At 71.9% G+C, this 13,848-nt stretch carries 20 protein-coding genes; 8 read left to right on the top strand and 12 right to left on the bottom strand.

All coding sequences use genetic code 11. From position 1 onward, the window contains the following. Positions 1–101 precede the first annotated feature (101 nt). Positions 102–1,136: an EamA family transporter RarD gene (gene rarD, locus QK442_RS14295; RefSeq protein ID WP_282694312.1), complete on the top strand. Its 1,035-nt coding sequence runs from the start codon at positions 102–104 to the stop codon at positions 1,134–1,136. Between the two features lie 32 nt (positions 1,137–1,168). Here the strand turns inward: rarD and QK442_RS14290 are convergent, their stop codons facing one another. The 4 genes from QK442_RS14290 to QK442_RS14275 form a co-directional block, all read right to left on the bottom strand. Beyond that, entirely contained in the window at positions 1,169–1,672 is a 504-nt protein-coding gene (locus QK442_RS14290; protein WP_282694311.1) for a DUF1203 domain-containing protein, read from the bottom strand. A gap of 157 nt (positions 1,673–1,829) precedes the next feature. Further along, positions 1,830–2,222: a VOC family protein gene (locus tag QK442_RS14285; RefSeq protein WP_282694310.1), complete on the bottom strand. Its 393-nt coding sequence runs from the start codon at positions 2,220–2,222 to the stop codon at positions 1,830–1,832. Between the two features lie 52 nt (positions 2,223–2,274). After that, entirely contained in the window at positions 2,275–3,486 is a 1,212-nt protein-coding gene (locus QK442_RS14280; RefSeq protein ID WP_282694309.1) for an alpha/beta hydrolase domain-containing protein, read from the bottom strand. 320 nt (positions 3,487–3,806) lie between these two features. Next, positions 3,807–4,730, bottom strand: coding sequence for an oxidoreductase (locus tag QK442_RS14275; RefSeq protein ID WP_282694308.1), 924 nt, complete (start codon positions 4,728–4,730; stop codon positions 3,807–3,809). Between the two features lie 109 nt (positions 4,731–4,839). Between QK442_RS14275 and QK442_RS14270 the strand changes: the two genes are divergently transcribed. Then, entirely contained in the window at positions 4,840–5,817 is a 978-nt protein-coding gene (locus QK442_RS14270; protein ID WP_282694448.1) for a DUF5937 family protein, read from the top strand. Positions 5,818–5,913: 96 nt separating this feature from the next. Here the strand turns inward: QK442_RS14270 and QK442_RS14265 are convergent, their stop codons facing one another. Further along, positions 5,914–6,366 (bottom strand): hypothetical protein, encoded by a 453-nt coding sequence (locus QK442_RS14265; protein ID WP_282694307.1) that lies wholly within the window; start codon positions 6,364–6,366, stop codon positions 5,914–5,916. Continuing rightward, positions 6,354–6,635, bottom strand: a complete 282-nt coding sequence (locus QK442_RS14260) for a hypothetical protein (RefSeq protein WP_282694306.1) — start codon at positions 6,633–6,635, stop codon at positions 6,354–6,356. Before QK442_RS14260 ends, QK442_RS14265 begins: the two co-directional genes overlap by 13 nt. A gap of 375 nt (positions 6,636–7,010) precedes the next feature. Here QK442_RS14260 and QK442_RS14255 point away from each other — a divergent pair, with 375 nt between their 5' ends. Continuing rightward, the gene (locus tag QK442_RS14255; RefSeq protein WP_282694305.1) at positions 7,011–7,157 is read left to right on the top strand and encodes a hypothetical protein; all 147 of its coding nucleotides are present in this window, start codon (positions 7,011–7,013) and stop codon (positions 7,155–7,157) included. A 9-nt stretch (positions 7,158–7,166) separates the two neighbouring features. Here QK442_RS14255 and QK442_RS14250 read toward each other — a convergent pair whose 3' ends face one another. Beyond that, positions 7,167–7,745 carry a TetR/AcrR family transcriptional regulator gene (locus tag QK442_RS14250; protein ID WP_282694304.1) on the bottom strand — a complete coding sequence of 193 codons (579 nt, stop codon included), beginning with the start codon at positions 7,743–7,745 and terminating at the stop codon, positions 7,167–7,169. Between the two features lie 90 nt (positions 7,746–7,835). Between QK442_RS14250 and QK442_RS14245 the strand changes: the two genes are divergently transcribed. Together QK442_RS14245 and QK442_RS14240 are read left to right on the top strand one after the other, a co-directional pair. Next, positions 7,836–8,282 carry a DUF1772 domain-containing protein gene (locus QK442_RS14245; protein ID WP_282694303.1) on the top strand — a complete coding sequence of 149 codons (447 nt, stop codon included), beginning with the start codon at positions 7,836–7,838 and terminating at the stop codon, positions 8,280–8,282. An 87-nt stretch (positions 8,283–8,369) separates the two neighbouring features. Beyond that, entirely contained in the window at positions 8,370–8,669 is a 300-nt protein-coding gene (locus tag QK442_RS14240) for a hypothetical protein (RefSeq protein ID WP_282694302.1), read from the top strand. 12 nt (positions 8,670–8,681) lie between these two features. Here the strand turns inward: QK442_RS14240 and QK442_RS14235 are convergent, their stop codons facing one another. The 3 genes from QK442_RS14235 to QK442_RS14225 all read right to left on the bottom strand — a co-directional run bounded on the left by QK442_RS14235 (position 8,682) and on the right by QK442_RS14225 (position 10,029). Further along, the gene (locus tag QK442_RS14235; RefSeq protein ID WP_282694301.1) at positions 8,682–8,999 is read right to left on the bottom strand and encodes a hypothetical protein; all 318 of its coding nucleotides are present in this window, start codon (positions 8,997–8,999) and stop codon (positions 8,682–8,684) included. Between the two features lie 88 nt (positions 9,000–9,087). Beyond that, positions 9,088–9,300 (bottom strand): hypothetical protein, encoded by a 213-nt coding sequence (locus QK442_RS14230; protein ID WP_282694300.1) that lies wholly within the window; start codon positions 9,298–9,300, stop codon positions 9,088–9,090. A gap of 120 nt (positions 9,301–9,420) precedes the next feature. After that, complete coding sequence (locus tag QK442_RS14225; protein WP_282694299.1) at positions 9,421–10,029, bottom strand: TetR/AcrR family transcriptional regulator; 609 nt, start codon at positions 10,027–10,029, stop codon at positions 9,421–9,423. Positions 10,030–10,128: 99 nt separating this feature from the next. On the opposite strand from QK442_RS14225, the gene QK442_RS14220 reads away from it, so the two are divergent. Both QK442_RS14220 and QK442_RS14215 read left to right on the top strand, forming a co-directional pair. Further along, the gene (locus tag QK442_RS14220; RefSeq protein ID WP_282694298.1) at positions 10,129–10,569 is read left to right on the top strand and encodes a VOC family protein; all 441 of its coding nucleotides are present in this window, start codon (positions 10,129–10,131) and stop codon (positions 10,567–10,569) included. Between the two features lie 349 nt (positions 10,570–10,918). Next, on the top strand, positions 10,919–11,704 hold the full coding sequence (locus tag QK442_RS14215) for a hypothetical protein (protein WP_349239652.1): 786 nt from the start codon (positions 10,919–10,921) through the stop codon (positions 11,702–11,704). A gap of 245 nt (positions 11,705–11,949) precedes the next feature. Here the strand turns inward: QK442_RS14215 and QK442_RS14210 are convergent, their stop codons facing one another. Both QK442_RS14210 and QK442_RS14205 read right to left on the bottom strand, forming a co-directional pair. After that, entirely contained in the window at positions 11,950–12,141 is a 192-nt protein-coding gene (locus QK442_RS14210; protein ID WP_282694296.1) for a DUF397 domain-containing protein, read from the bottom strand. Beyond that, positions 12,138–13,004 (bottom strand): helix-turn-helix transcriptional regulator, encoded by an 867-nt coding sequence (locus QK442_RS14205; protein WP_282694295.1) that lies wholly within the window; start codon positions 13,002–13,004, stop codon positions 12,138–12,140. Before QK442_RS14205 ends, QK442_RS14210 begins: the two co-directional genes overlap by 4 nt. 143 nt (positions 13,005–13,147) lie before the next feature. Here QK442_RS14205 and QK442_RS14200 point away from each other — a divergent pair, with 143 nt between their 5' ends. Then, positions 13,148–13,567, top strand: a complete 420-nt coding sequence (locus QK442_RS14200; protein ID WP_282694294.1) for an ATP-binding protein — start codon at positions 13,148–13,150, stop codon at positions 13,565–13,567. Positions 13,568–13,848 lie beyond the last annotated feature (281 nt).

Raw genomic sequence — 13,848 nt, 5'->3', positions numbered from 1 at the left:
CCCTTCCAAGGTCATGACCGTATAGCGGTAGACACATGACAGCCTGCCCTGTGCGGCGCTACCTTCATCGGAACGGCGCGGCGCAGGGCGGGAGGCTTTCCATGGGCGGAAGAGGCGGAGCGGGTACCCGTGGGGGTACGGGTACGGATGCGGGCACCGAGAGCCGCGCGGGCCTGCTCTACGGCATCGGCGCGTACGCGATGTGGGGCCTGGTCCCGCTCTACTGGCCGCTCCTGAAGCCGGCCGGCGCGGGCGAGATCCTGGCCCACCGGATGGTGTGGTCCTTCGTCTTCGTCGGCCTCGTGCTCCTGGTGCTGCGCCGCTGGGGGTGGGTACGGGAGCTGGCGGCCGACCCGCGCAAGCTCGGCCTGCTGACGATCGCCGCGACCGTCATCACCGTGAACTGGGGCCTCTACATCTGGTCGGTCAACAACGGCCACGTCGTCGAGTCGTCCCTCGGCTACTTCATCAACCCGCTGGTGACGATCGCGCTCGGCGTCCTCGTCCTGAAGGAACGTCTCCGCCCGGCCCAGTGGGCGGCGGTCGGCATCGGCTTCGCGGCGGTCCTCGTCCTGGCGGTGGGCTACGGCCGCCCGCCGTGGATCTCCCTCGTCCTGGCGTTCTCCTTCGCGGTCTACGGCCTGGTGAAGAAGCAGGTGAACATCGGCGGCCTGGAGTCCCTGGCGGCCGAGACGGCCGTGCAGTTCCTGCCCGCCCTCGGCTACCTGGTCTGGCTCGGCTCCCAGGACACGCTCGCCTTCGGTTCCGAGGGCGCGGGCCACATGGCCCTCCTCGCCTCGACCGGCGTCGTCACGGCCGTCCCGCTGGTCTGCTTCGGCGCGGCGGCGATCCGGGTGCCCCTCTCGACCCTGGGCCTGCTCCAGTACCTGGCCCCCACCTTCCAGTTCCTGCTGGGCGTGGCGTACTTCCACGAGGCGATGCCGCCCGAGCGCTGGGCCGGCTTCTCGCTCGTCTGGCTCGCCCTCACGATCCTCACCTGGGACGCCCTCCGCACCGCCCGCCGCAGCCGCGCGGCCGTGGCGCGGGCGGCGGAGGCGGCGGCGGAGCGGCTGACGGACGGGGCGGGACGGCTGCCCGCCCAGGAACCGGCCGCCACACGCGAACCGCGCGCCTGAGCACCGCCCCGGAAGTCCGGACGCGGCGCCGTCTACGGCCGCCGCACCTCGAAGAGGAAGCACCCGTGCTCGACGGCCCGTACGTGGACCAGGGCGACGGCCGGGTCCTCGAAAGCCTCCGCCAGGGCGCGCTCGAAGCCCTCCGCCGGGACCTCGGGAAGCTCCACCAGCCGGCCGCCGGTGATCCGGCCGTCCGCGTCGTAGCGGCGCACGGCCCTCAGCACCCCCGGCCGGGCGAAGGGGTACGTCCCCGGTGCCGCCGGTTCCGGCCCTCCGCACTCCTCCGCGTGGACGAAGACGGGCCCCACCTCGTCGTACGCCCCCGGCACGGCGCCCGCACCCGCCGCCCACCGCCGCAGCGGGGCGTACGAGACGAGCGCGATCCGCTCCCCGGCCCGGGCACGGCGCAGACAGCAGCGCAGGGGTTCCCCGCCCTCGGGGGCGGCGTAGGGGACACAGGGGCGCCCGGCGTCGTCGGTGACCCGGAGCGCGGCGAGGACGGCGGGCTCGACGGCCCGCACGGCGAAAGGACTCATGCCCCCACCTTCTGCCCGCACCCGCCCCACCCGCTGGCGGAATCCGGACGCCGTACCGGCCGACGCCGGGAACGGTCACGGGGGCGGGGGCGGGGGCGGGGGCGGCCACAGGGACGGGAACGATGGCGGGGACGGAACGGGGACGGAACGGGGACGGTCAGTCGAGGCAGAACTCGTTGCCCTCGATGTCCCGCATGTTGATGCACGACTCGTTCTCCTCGTCGGCGAGCAGCACGCGGTCGCACACCGCCCCGAGCGCGACAAGCCGCTCGCACTCGGCCTTGAGCACGGCAAGGCGCTCCTCCCCCACGAGCCCGGTCCCGGCCCGTACGTCGAGGTGCACCCGGTTCTTGACGACCTTCCCCTCGGGGACCCGCTGGAAAAGCACTCGCGGCCCCTTGCCCGAGGGGTCGGAGCAGGCGAAGTACTGGGGCTTCTCGTCCTCCGGCGCGTCCGGCATGACGTAGCCCAGCACCTCGCACCAGAACGCGGCGAGGCGGACCGGGTCCGCGCAGTCGATGGTGACCTGGAATTCCTTGATCGCAGCCATCGGGTCACCGTAACAGCGAGGCTCCGCCCGGCACCCCGGTCCGCCCGGTCGCTCAGCCCGTGGTGCAGGGCGTGAGGGAGACGAAGGCGTCGTAGTGGTCGCGGTACGTCTCCGTGTACGTGGACGGCGGGCACAGGTGGGCGCGGCGGCGCATCGCGTTCGCTTCCTCGGGGAGGATGTACCGCGCCTTCTGGTAGGCGCGCAGCTTGGTGTCGAAGGCCTTGCGGTACGCCTGGTGGTCGGGGAAGCCGAGCTGCTGGACGGTGCGGACGTCCGTGTGGGAGCCCAGGAAGCCGGCGGTGAAGCGGGCCTCGCCGAGTTCGACGAACGGGAGGCGGGGGACGGTCGTACCGGTGGTGTCCTCGGTGATCGCGTTGCCGCGCGCGTCACGGACGATGGTGCCGTCGGGCGTGGTGCGCAGCCGGGTGCTGACGGGGGGCGCCGAGTTCTTGCGTACCCAGTCGTGTCCCTGGAGGAAGTGCGCGCGCAGGGCGGGGACGAAGGTCGCCGGTGTCGTCCCGGCCGCGGGCGGGGCCTCCGGCGGGTTGGCGTCGAGCTGGTCGGGGATGTGGGGGGAGCCCGCGACGGCGTAGAAGCGGTACTGCGTCGGCGCGACGCCACGGTCGGTGAGGGTGGAGGAGTCGTCGGCCTCCGAGTTCACGACGACGACCTTGCCCGGGTAGCGGCCGGCGGCGAGGTCCGCCTGCGGGTCGAAGGTGTCCGTGGTGAACGGCATCGCGAAGTCGAAGACGCCCGAGGCGCCGCCGGAGCCGATCAGTCGCAGGACCGGGTACGAGCTGTCGGAGAAGCCCGTCACGTACCGCCGGGACACCTTGCCCGCCAGTTTCTCGGCGCAGGCCAGGGCGCGGCCGAACTCCGCGATGATCTCGTCGTCGACCCGCGTCCCCGCCGCCTCCTCGAAGTCCTCCTCGAATCCGCCCTCGATGAAGGTCCCGGGCACCGTCGGGTCCAGGATGCGGTTGGCGAAGGTGCTCCAGCCGATCCCGGCGTGCACGAAGCCGCGGGTGAAGAGCAGTTCGGGCCGCAGGTACCCGTCGAGCGCGCCGAGCCCGACGGCGAAGTGCGACGGCTCCACCAGCACCGTGCCGTTGGTGCGGCCCGGGTCCTGCGGGGCGCTGATCCGGTACGGGACGCGGAACCGCCCCGTGGACGTCCGGCCCTCGAAGACGCCGTCGTACCGGACGTAGGAGACCCCGTCGAACGTGCCGAGGGGCGTGACGGAGGTGGGCTCACCGAGCGGCAAGGCGGCCGGGGACGGCGAGGGCGGGGCCTGCCAGGGGGCGGCTCGGCGGACGGTGCGAGCAGGGCCAGGCCCAGCACGGCCGGGAACAGGGCGCGCAGGGCCGTGCGCGCCCGCCGTCTCCCTGGTCGTGGGCCGGAAAAGCGCCGGAACATCGGTTCTCCTTCGGTGGCCCGCCCGGGGGCGGGCCGTCGGTGTGCGGCACCGGCCCCAGCCGATCACCTTCCGCCGCCCCCGGCCTTCCGACCACGTCCGAAGGCGGGAACCGCTGCGCCGCATGGCCCAACCGGCGCCCGATCCCCCCCCCGGCGCCGGTCACCGGCTCACCGTGCCGCCGGTGAGAGGCCGTCCCGATCGGCCAGGCCGTCCAGTCCGGCCAGTTCGGCCTCGGACAGGCGCAGAGAGCCGGCCGCCACGTTCTGGGTGAGGTGGTCGGGGTCGCCGGTGCCGGGGATGGCCAGGACGTGCGGGCCCCGGTGCAGCGTCCACGCCAGCCGGACCTGGGCGGTGCTCACCCCGCGGGCGCGGGCGACGGCGTGCACCGTGCTGCTGTCGTCGGCCGGTGTCCCGGCCGTACGTCCGCTGCCGGCGATCGAGTAGAAGGGCACGAACGCGACGCCCTGTTCGCCGCAGAGGCGCAGGACCTCCTCCTGCTCGGGCGACGCGCCGATGCCGTACATGTTCTGGACGCAGACCACCGGTGCGATGGCCTGGGCCTCGGCGAGGTGGTGCGGCCGGATGTTGGACAGGCCGAGGTGGCGGACGAGTCCGGCGTCGCGCAGTTCGGCGAGGGCGCCGAAGCGTTCGGCGAGGGAATCGGCGCCGACGATGCGCAGGTTGACCACGTCGAGGTGGTCGCGGCCGAGCTGGCGCAGGTTCTCCTCGACCTGGCCGCGCAGCTGCTCGGGGGTGGCGTGCGGCAGCCAGGCGCCCGAGGGGTCGCGGCCGGGGCCGACCTTGGTGGCGATGACGAGGTCGTCGGGGTAGGGGGCCAGGGCGCGGTTGATCAGTTCGTTGGCGGAGCGCAGGGGCGAGAAGTAGAACGCGGCGGTGTCGACGTGGTTCACGCCGAGCTCGACCGCCCTGCGCAACACCGTGATCGCCTGGTCGCGGTCGCGCGGGACGGCGTCGGGCACGAGCGCCTCGCCGTGCTGGGCGAGGCGCATCGCGCCGAAGCCGATCCGGTTGACCGTGAGGTCGCCCAGCCTCCAGGTGCCCGCCGCCGCGGTGATCGTCTGTGAGGTCATGGCGGGATGATCGGTGCGCGGTAGCCTGGCGGACCACTGTTTCAGGCATACCTGAATCCATTCCCGAATCCATTCCTGATTCCATCGAGGGACGACTGTCGTGGCGGATCTGGCGTTCTCGGCGAACGACCTCGCTCAAGTACGTTTCGCCGTCTCACTGTTGTGGGAGGTCGCGCCCAGCTTCCGGCTGCTGACGTCGAACGCGGCCCACCCGGTCCACCGACCCTGGATCGAGCAGGTACGGCCACGCGTCCTGGCCGCCGGCCTGGACCGGGGGTGGCTCGCCGAGCTGATCGGCCCTTCCGGCTACATCCCCGACTTCCTCAACCCGGCCCCCACCGGCCCGGCTCCCACGCCGGCGGCGGAACGGGACGCGATCCTGGCCTCGCCCGCCGACCGGGTACGCGAGGACCTCAACCACCTCGCCCGCCACCAGGGACACCTCGGCCCGCGCCTGTCGAGCCTCCGCGCCGACCCGCCCTCCTATCTCTCCAAGGTCACACAAGAGCTGGAAACCTACTGGGAGTTGGCGCTCGCCCCTCACTGGGCGCGGATCAGGGCCGTACTGGACGCCGACGTCCTCCACCGGGCCCGCACCGTCGCCGAGCACGGCGCGGCGCGTCTCTTCGACGACCTGCACGCGTCGGCGAGTTGGCACGACAACGCGCTCACCCTGGTTCACCGCAAACGGGACATGCCCCGCCGGTCCGCAGGCGCGGGACTGCTGCTGATCCCCTCCGCGTTCACCGGCCCCGGCCTCCGCACCCGCGTACGCCCGCCGGACCCGCCGCAACTCGCCTACCCCGCACGGGGCATCGGCACCCTGTGGGAGCCGCGCCTCGCCACCGGCGCCCGCGCCCTCACCCCGGTCCTCGGCCGCTCGCGCACCCTCCTGCTGACCGAACTGGACACCCCGGCCTCCACCACCGCCCTGGCCCACCGCACCGGCCTCTCACCGGCCGGAGTCTCCCAGCACCTCACCGCACTCCGCGACGCGGGCCTGGTCAGCGCCCACCGCGCCGGCCGCTCCGTCCTCTACGCCCGCACCGCCGCCGCCGAAACCCTCCTGGCCGCCGCCTCCGCCTGAGGTTTCGGCCGCGCCCGCGACGGCCGGCCCACCGCACTCCTCCACGCGCACGAAGCTCCGGCGGTACGAGATGGGCGGGACCTGCCGCCTCAGGGCTCAGTACTTCTTCAATCGCCCCGGCCGCTCGAAGTAGAAGCCCCTCGGCCCCTGCTGTTCGCCGGTCTCCTCGGGCAGGGACGGAGACGGCGCGGAGCCGCCTTCGACCAGCGCACTGCCGTCGAGGACGCGCTTTCCGTCGAACCGTCGGCCGGTGAAGCCGAACAGGTGTGTCCCCTTGCCCAGTCGCAGCAGCCCCAAAGTGACCTCTGTCGCCGAGATGGGCAGCCCTCCGGACACCAGGGGGACGGACAGGAAGAGGTTCTTCTTCTCCCGCGCCGTGGGACCGGTCCACAGCGCAACGGTCACCCTCGCCTCGTCCAGGTCCGGAATACATCCCCGCACGTAGTACGGCTTCGCCACCGGCGCGGTCGTGTAGTGCCACAGCGCGGCCGCGACGGCACGCTGCAGACGAGGCAGACAGTCCGGCAGGTCGGAGGCTAGTTGACCCATGACGGGCATTTCTGCACTCCCCTGCAGTAGGCGGTGATGACACCGATCTTCCCCTTTGCGCCAGGGGCGGTGTAACGACCGTCGTCGGTCTCTTTGGCATAGCGCACCTTGACCACGAAGTCGACCTGGCGTCCATTGTTGATGGCCGAGCCCCAGTACTCCAGGTTCCGCTGCTGGTCGGACATCTTGTCCGGCTTGCCGTTGAGGGCGGCATTGATGAGCTTGCACGACGTGATGTTGTGCGGTCTGGACAGGTGGTTCCAGCTCAACTCCGAGTTGCCGACACGGGTGGGGATGCGACGGCCGTCCCAGTCCTTCTGAACACACTTCTCATCGGTGTTCCACGATGCGCGAGAGACCGCGGTTGAAGTTCCCCCGGCCTCGCAGACACGCCCCACCGTGGCAGAGCCCTCAGGAAGAACGACTGACGATCCGTGCCAGCACCTTGACCAGCCGTGCCGAACCGACCTCCCCACGCCCGGCGAGGAGGGCCACTCACTGATCCGCCCGGTCCACAGGACCGGCCCTGGCCCCGGGCGGTGTTGTCCTGGGTACGCGGTCGGGCGGCGGGGACGGAGGGCGTACAACCTTCCGGGAGGCGGGGGCGTCCGTAAGGAAGACACGGTCGAGGAGGGGGCACTCGCATGGGTGAGGTACTGGTCGGGGCTGCCTGCCGGATCGCCCGGGGCGTGGTCCTCGTCTTCGCCTTCGTCACCCTGCGGTCCGACTACGAACACCTCCGGCGCAAGGTACGCAAGGCCCGCCAGGCCCGCTGCCAAGGCCCCCGTTGAGCCGGTACGTCAGATCACGGCCAGGCGGTCCACCAGCAACTCCACCCTCCGCTCGGCGTCCTCCCGTGGGAGCCGGCCCGCACGGGTCAGGGTCGCCAGGCCGTGGAGGGCCGCCCAGAAGGTCTCGGTGAACAGGCCCGGGTGGACGCCGTCCCCCGCGACCGCGCCCAGGCTTTCCAGGAGGGCGGCGAAGGCGTCCTTCAGCTGCTCCGGGGTGTCCTCGTGCGCGAACGCCAGGCCTCCGTCGAGCCGGAACATCGCGTCGTAGACCGCCGGGTGGCGTTCGGCGTAGTCGAGGTAGGTACGGGCGAGGGCGGCGACCCGGGCGCGGGGGCCGTCCGCGGCGGAGGTCGCGGCCCGCAGCGCCACGGCCATCTCGGCGGCGCCTTCCAGGGCGACGGCGCCGATGATCTCGCGCTTGCCGCGGAAGTGGCTGTAGAGGACGGGCTGGCTGTACTCGATGCGCTCGGCGAGCCGCCGGGTGGTGACCGCGTCCCAGCCCTGCCCCTCGGCGAGTTCGCGGGCCGCCGCCACGATGAGGCGCTCACGGTCCGCCCGTTCGCGCTGCTTGCGTTCCTGTACCGACACACCTCGACCCTAGCACCGCTAGACAATCGAGCGACAGCAGAACTAGCGTTGCCTCATCGGCTAGCAATGCTAGATCCCAGGAGGGGGCACATGCTCGACGCGCTCAAGGTCTTCACCACCGTGATCACCGGCCTGATGGTGGGAGTGGAGTTCTCCGTCTCCTTCGTCATCAACCCGATCCTCAATCGACTCCCCGAGGACAGCCGCGTACTCGGCCGCGCCCACGGCGGCCGGATGCTCGGCGCCCTGATGCCGGTCTGGTACGTCGCCTCGCTCGCCCTCACCGCCGCCTGGGCCGTCACCGGCCGGCACCACCCCGGCACCGGCCTCGTCGTCACCGCCGCCGCGCTGCTGATCCTGAGCGTGGTCATGTCGCTCCTGCTGCTCGTCCCGATCAACAACCGGGGCAAGACCTGGACCCCCGAGAACCGGCCCGCCGACTGGGAGGAGCAGGCGACCCGCTGGGACCGCTACCACTATGCCCGCGTCGCCGTCATCATCGCCGCCTTCACCCTGCTGGTCACCGCCCTCGCCTGAGCCCGCGCCCCGACACCGCGCCCGGGGCGCGGTGTTGTCCTCCGGGTGTTCACCTGAAGGTTCCGGACGGGCGCTACGGTGCGCGCCGTGGACATATCCGACTGGCTCGGCTGGTTCTTCCTCGGAATGATCGCCTTGCAGGCCCTCGGGCTCGTCCCTCTCGTCCGCCGGCTGCGCGGCCCCGACCCCGCACCGCGCTCCGAGGCGCGCTTCGACCTGCTGGAGACCGCCGGGTCCCTGCTGCTCTTCGGCGGCATGCTGCTGACCCTCACGGTGGCGGAATTCTGGTTGTGGCTCGTCCTCGTCGGCTGGCTCCTCATGACCGCCGTCTACGCCACAAGGGGATTCCACTGGCTCCGCACCCGCCGTCGCCGCCCCACGCCCTGACTCCCAGAAGGATTACGGCTCGTACAGCGGCAGGAAGTGGATGACCGCCTCCTCATAGGGGTGGGCAGCGCGGACAGCCCGCTGGACGGCGTCGGCCTGGTCCATGTCACAGACCGACTCGATCCGGCACTCCTCGCCGCGCTGCACGGCACCCACCTCGCCGTCGTACGGCTGCGCTCCCGGCAGGGCCTGCCAACTGCCGGTCACCTTCCAGACGCTGGAGCACCGCGCGTACGCGCCCACCCGCCCCGCACCGGCCGAGTGGAGCGCCTCGACCACGGCCTCCGCGTGACTCTCGGGGACGGATATCTCGATCTTCAGGCGCGTCATGCCCGGACCCTAGCAACAGGCCCTGCCAACAGGCTCTGGCGGCGGCCGTCCGGCGCCTCGGGCGCGCAGGCCGCGGAGAGCCCGGTCGTCACTCGCCGGACGACCTCGCCACCATCCAGGTGCCGAGCACTCCGGTCACGGCGGGACCGGCCCACAGCGCGACGGCGACGGGGACGGAGAGCGGAAGGTCCCAGAGGGCCAGGGCGGCGATCATCACCCCCAGCCACAGCAGCTGCCATGCCGCGGCGGCGGTCACCAGCCGTCGCGTACTCCACTCGCGCATCACCCGCGTCGGTCGCATGCGCCCCCCGTATCCACCTGCGTCTTCCTCACGCGTCCGGGCGCCCGCGTGACGCCACGACCAGCATGCCGCACCCGGGGGTACCGGGTCGCGCCCGAAAGCCCCCCGGGCGGGCTCCTCTCACCGCGCGCGCAGGCCGGCCAGGAGGCGGTCCAGCGTGTCGACCGCCGAGTCCAGCGCTTCGGGGCTCCGGCTCCGGGCCACCCACAGCGCCGCCTCGTTCATCGCGCCGGACAGCATCCGGGTCAGCGGCTCGACCGGCTGCCCCGCGATGACGCCGGTCTCGACCAGCGTCGACAGGGCCTCCCTCAGATGCCGGGCCGAGGACTCCTCGTCCAGGGCCCGCCACTCCTCCCATCCCATGACGGTCGGCGCGTCGACCAGGACGATGCGCCGCGTGGACGGGTCCGAACCGGCCGCGAGGAAAGCCCGGCAGCCGGCCCGCAGCTGCTCCCAGGGGTCGGACACCTCCTCGGCCGCCGCGGCGACCCGCTCGCCCAGCTCCTCCAGTACCTCCGCGACCACCGCGCGGAACAGCCCGGCCTTGCTCTCGAAGTGGTGGTAGGCGGCCCCTTTGGTGACCCCGACCGCCTGGGCGACATCAGCGAGAACCACCCCCTGATAGCCGTCGGCGGCGAAGCGCCTGCGCCCTTCGTCCAGCAGCGCCCGCCGGGTCGCCGCGCGCTGCTCCGCGCGCTTGCCCGCCGCCTGTCCGTTCGACACCGCCACGCACCGCCCTCCGCTTTTCGCGTACCCAAGGTATGCTAACCGCCACTTCGCATACCCCGGGTATGCGAAATCACGCCGGACACGCCGAGGAGTCATGCGATGGAAACCAAGCTCGACAGCTTCTACCCCGTGATCTGCACCCAGGACGTGGCCGCGGCAAGGGAGTTCTACACCCGCCACTTCGGCTTCGCGGTGACCTTCGAGGCGGACTGGTACGTCAGTCTGCGGCGTCCGGACGCCCCGCACTACGAACTCGCCCTGCTCGACCACAGCCACCCGACCCTCCCCGAGGGCCACCGCGTCCCCACCCGGGGCGGCCTGCTGCTCAACTTCGAGGTGGCGGACGTGGACGCGGAACACCGCCGCCTCGTCCACGCGGCCGGCCTGCCCGAACTGCTCTCCCTGCGCACCGAGGACTTCGGGCAGCGCCACTTCATCGTCGCCGCCCCGGACGGAGTCCTCATCGACGTGATCACGACCACCCCGCCCACCGAGGAGTACGCCCACCAGTACACGGAGGAAACGGCTCCGCTCCACTAGGCCGCCCTCGGGAGGGGATCGGCGAGCGGTGCCGGGGCGCGCCAAGACCGCGAGGCCACCGCCGGGCCGCTCTCCCGGTTCTTCACCCGAGGGTTCCGGGCATAGGGTTTCCGCCGTGACCAGAACCACGCCGCCGCGCCCCGTGCACCTTGAGGGACTGTTCCCGAAGCTGGGGGCGTTTCGCGGTGTGACGACGCGTCTGCACCCGCGGCCGGGGGGTCCGGACGCGTCGGTCAGCTCAGTCGGCGGCCCTCTGCTGTGGCCGGCCGACGAACCGTGGCCGGTCTGCACCGAGCCGCACAGGCGCGGTAGCGGGTACCGCATCGCGGACATCCGTCGCGGGCGCCGGGTGCTCGCCGACGCCTGGGCCCGCGACCGGCCCGGCGACGAGGAACGGGCCCTGCTCAAGGACCTCGGCCGCAGGCACCGCGAACGGACGATCGCCGACACCGATCCGATCCCGCTGCTCGGCTTGGTGCAGCTGTACCGGCGGGACGTGCCCGGCCTCCCGCCGGGCCCGGACGGCTGCGACCTGCTCCAGGTCCTCTGGTGCCCGTTCGAGGCACATGGCCCGAGCCGCCACGGCCTGGCCCCGCACGTACGCTGGCGCCGTTCCGACCGGGTCTCCGTGCCGCTGGAGGCTCCGCCGCAACCCGCTCTGGTCGGCTTCGAAGGCGCGGTCGCCGAACCGTGCGTGCTGCACCCCGAGCAAGTCGTCACCTACCCGTACGCCGACTCGCTGCCGGCCAGGCTGCGGAGAAGGATCGAGGCCTGGGAGGACGCGGAGGAACGCAAGGCGGAGAAACGCGGTCTGGACGCCGGGCCGGTCACCTACCACCACGACCTGTCGATTCCGCAGGGCTGCCGCGTGGGTGGCTTCCCCTCCTGGCGCACGACCGACCCCCACCCGATGAACTGCGAAGCCTGCGCCGCCCCCATGGTCCTGCTGCTGACCGTCGACAGCTACGAGTGGGACGGCGCCGACGGCAGCTGGATGCCCACCGAAGAACGGGGCGTCGCCGAGCGCCTTCGGGACAACCGCCCCACGAAGCTCGCGATCGGCCGCGACGGCCTGCTGAACATCTTCGCCTGCCCCACCGACCCCGGGCACCCGCACCGGTGGAGCCTCCAATGAGCCGGGCGGAGCTTGTCGGACCAGGCGCTGCCACCTCCTGCGAGCATCGGGCAGGACACCGCACAGGTGCCTCCCGAGCCCATGGGCGGTGCCGGTCCCCCGCGCTGCCGCACGTCGGCATCGGAGCGCCCCGGTGACACGGGATGCGGTGCGACACGGGCTACGGCGAGGAGAACCGGGTCACGCGGCGGTGGGCACACGCTCTCCGCTCGTCCCCGCGAACCGTACGCCGCTGCCCGGAGCCGTCACTCGCCGGAGCTGTACGCCACGAAGCCCGCCCACGCGGCCGGGCCGAAGGCGAGGCGGGGGCCCTCGGTGTTCTTGGAGTCACGGACGTGGACGGTGCCGGGGGTGGTCGCGACCTCGACGCAGTCGTTGCCGTTACTGCTGCTGCTGTAGCTGCTCTTGAACCAGTCCAGGTCGGGGGTGCCGATCATGTCTCTCCCAGCAGTTGCTCGATGAAGTCCCGTGACTCCGCCGGAGTGAGGGCCTTAGAGCGGATAATGCCATAGCGAAGGTCCAGGATCCGGAGGCGTTTCGGGTCGGACACCGGGCGGCCGCCGAAGTCGCCGTCCGTGCGCCCCACCGCCTTGCCGTCCCTGAACTTCAGGATCTCGATCAGCCCCGCCGTCCCGGGGTGGTCGGCGTACGCGGTGGGCATCACCTGGATCTCGACGTGGGGCAACTCGCCTACCTCCAACAGGTGCTCCAACTGGCGGCGCAGCACCATTCTTCCCCCGATGGGGCGCCGCAGCGACACCTCTTCCTGAATGAAGCTGAACTCGGGCGCCGGGGACTTCCTCAGTACCGTGCGGCGACCTTCGCGCGCCGTCGCGTACCGCTCCAACTCTGCCGGACTGTACGCCGGTCGCCAGGTCCGAAGCAGGGCCCGCGAGAACTCGTCGGTCTGCAGCAAACCGTGGATGTTGGCGTTGGAGTACAGGCAGAACTCGACCGCCTTCCCCTCCAGATTCGCCAGGTCCCGGATCGGCTTCGGGTACCGCACCTGCGTGGTGTCCTGCTTCAGGTCCGCCACGACCCCGTCCGCGCCCAGGACCTCGTCCGCCTTGTCCAGGAACTCGGGGCGCGGGATGCGGTCACCCCGCTCCAGCTTGCGGATCATGTCCTCGCCGTAGCCGGTCAGTTCGCCGAACTCTGCTGCCCGCAGCCCCTTCCTCTCCCGCCACGACTTGAGCTGGCGGCCGACCGTGGCCAGGACGGCCTTCCCGGGCTCGTCGCCGGGGTCCACCTCCCAGCCCGCGTCCTCGACGACCACACCGTCCGCTTCGTCCACGCTCATGCGCGTCCACCTCCTTGTGGCGGCCCTCTACCCGGCACTCGGCCCGAGACAGTCGAGACAGCGCGAGACAGCCACGAGACAGTAACCGTACGTAAGGGCATGTTCGATGGGCAGCGTAGGCGCGGGCCACCAGGCTGGTTCGCATGAACCAAGAAACCAGCCAACTGGTGGCGAGTGAACGCCACTTCACGATCCAGCTCTCGTCCACCCACCGAGGTGCCCGGCTCGCCCGGCTGCTCGCCGTCGAGCAGCTCCGCTTCTGGGGGCTGGGGGGTGTCGTCGACCCCGCGACACAGGTCGTGGCCGAACTGGTGAACAACGCCGTGACGCACGGGCACGTGGACGGGCGGGACTTCCGGCTGGGAATGACCCTCGGGGACACCACGCTCCTCGTCGAGGCGACGGACACGCGGGGTGACCGGCTACCGCTCATCGCGGCCCGGAGCGGGGAGGAGGAGGGCGGGCGCGGGCTGCTGATCGTGGCGGGGCTGGCGCTGCGGTGGGGGGTGCGGCGCGGGCCCGTCCCGCAGAAGACGGTCTGGGCCGAGCTGGCCCTTTCGTGAGTATCCGGCCTCGGGGAACAACGGTACAGCGGTGATCGGCGAGAACGATCATGGCCGTCCGGCGTAGTGATCCACTTCGCCGCTTCGCGGCCGTCGCGCACCGCTGACGGGGATCTTGGTGATGACGGTCGGCCATGCCCTCGGCATCTCCGTCTCCAAGATCCCCGACCTCGTCACCCGCGATCAGCTCCGCGTCTCCTCGCGGCGTCCCATGGCGGCCGCACCGGGTATGACGAGCAGCTTGCCGGTGGTACGCCGAGCCTCCAGATCGCTGTGGGCCC

The sequence above is a fragment of the Streptomyces sp. CC208A genome (assembly GCF_030010625.1).
Classification (GTDB): Bacteria; Actinomycetota; Actinomycetes; order Streptomycetales; family Streptomycetaceae; genus Streptomyces.
The sequence above is the reverse complement of the archived record's forward strand: the minus strand, read 5'-3'. Positions and strand labels throughout refer to the sequence as shown.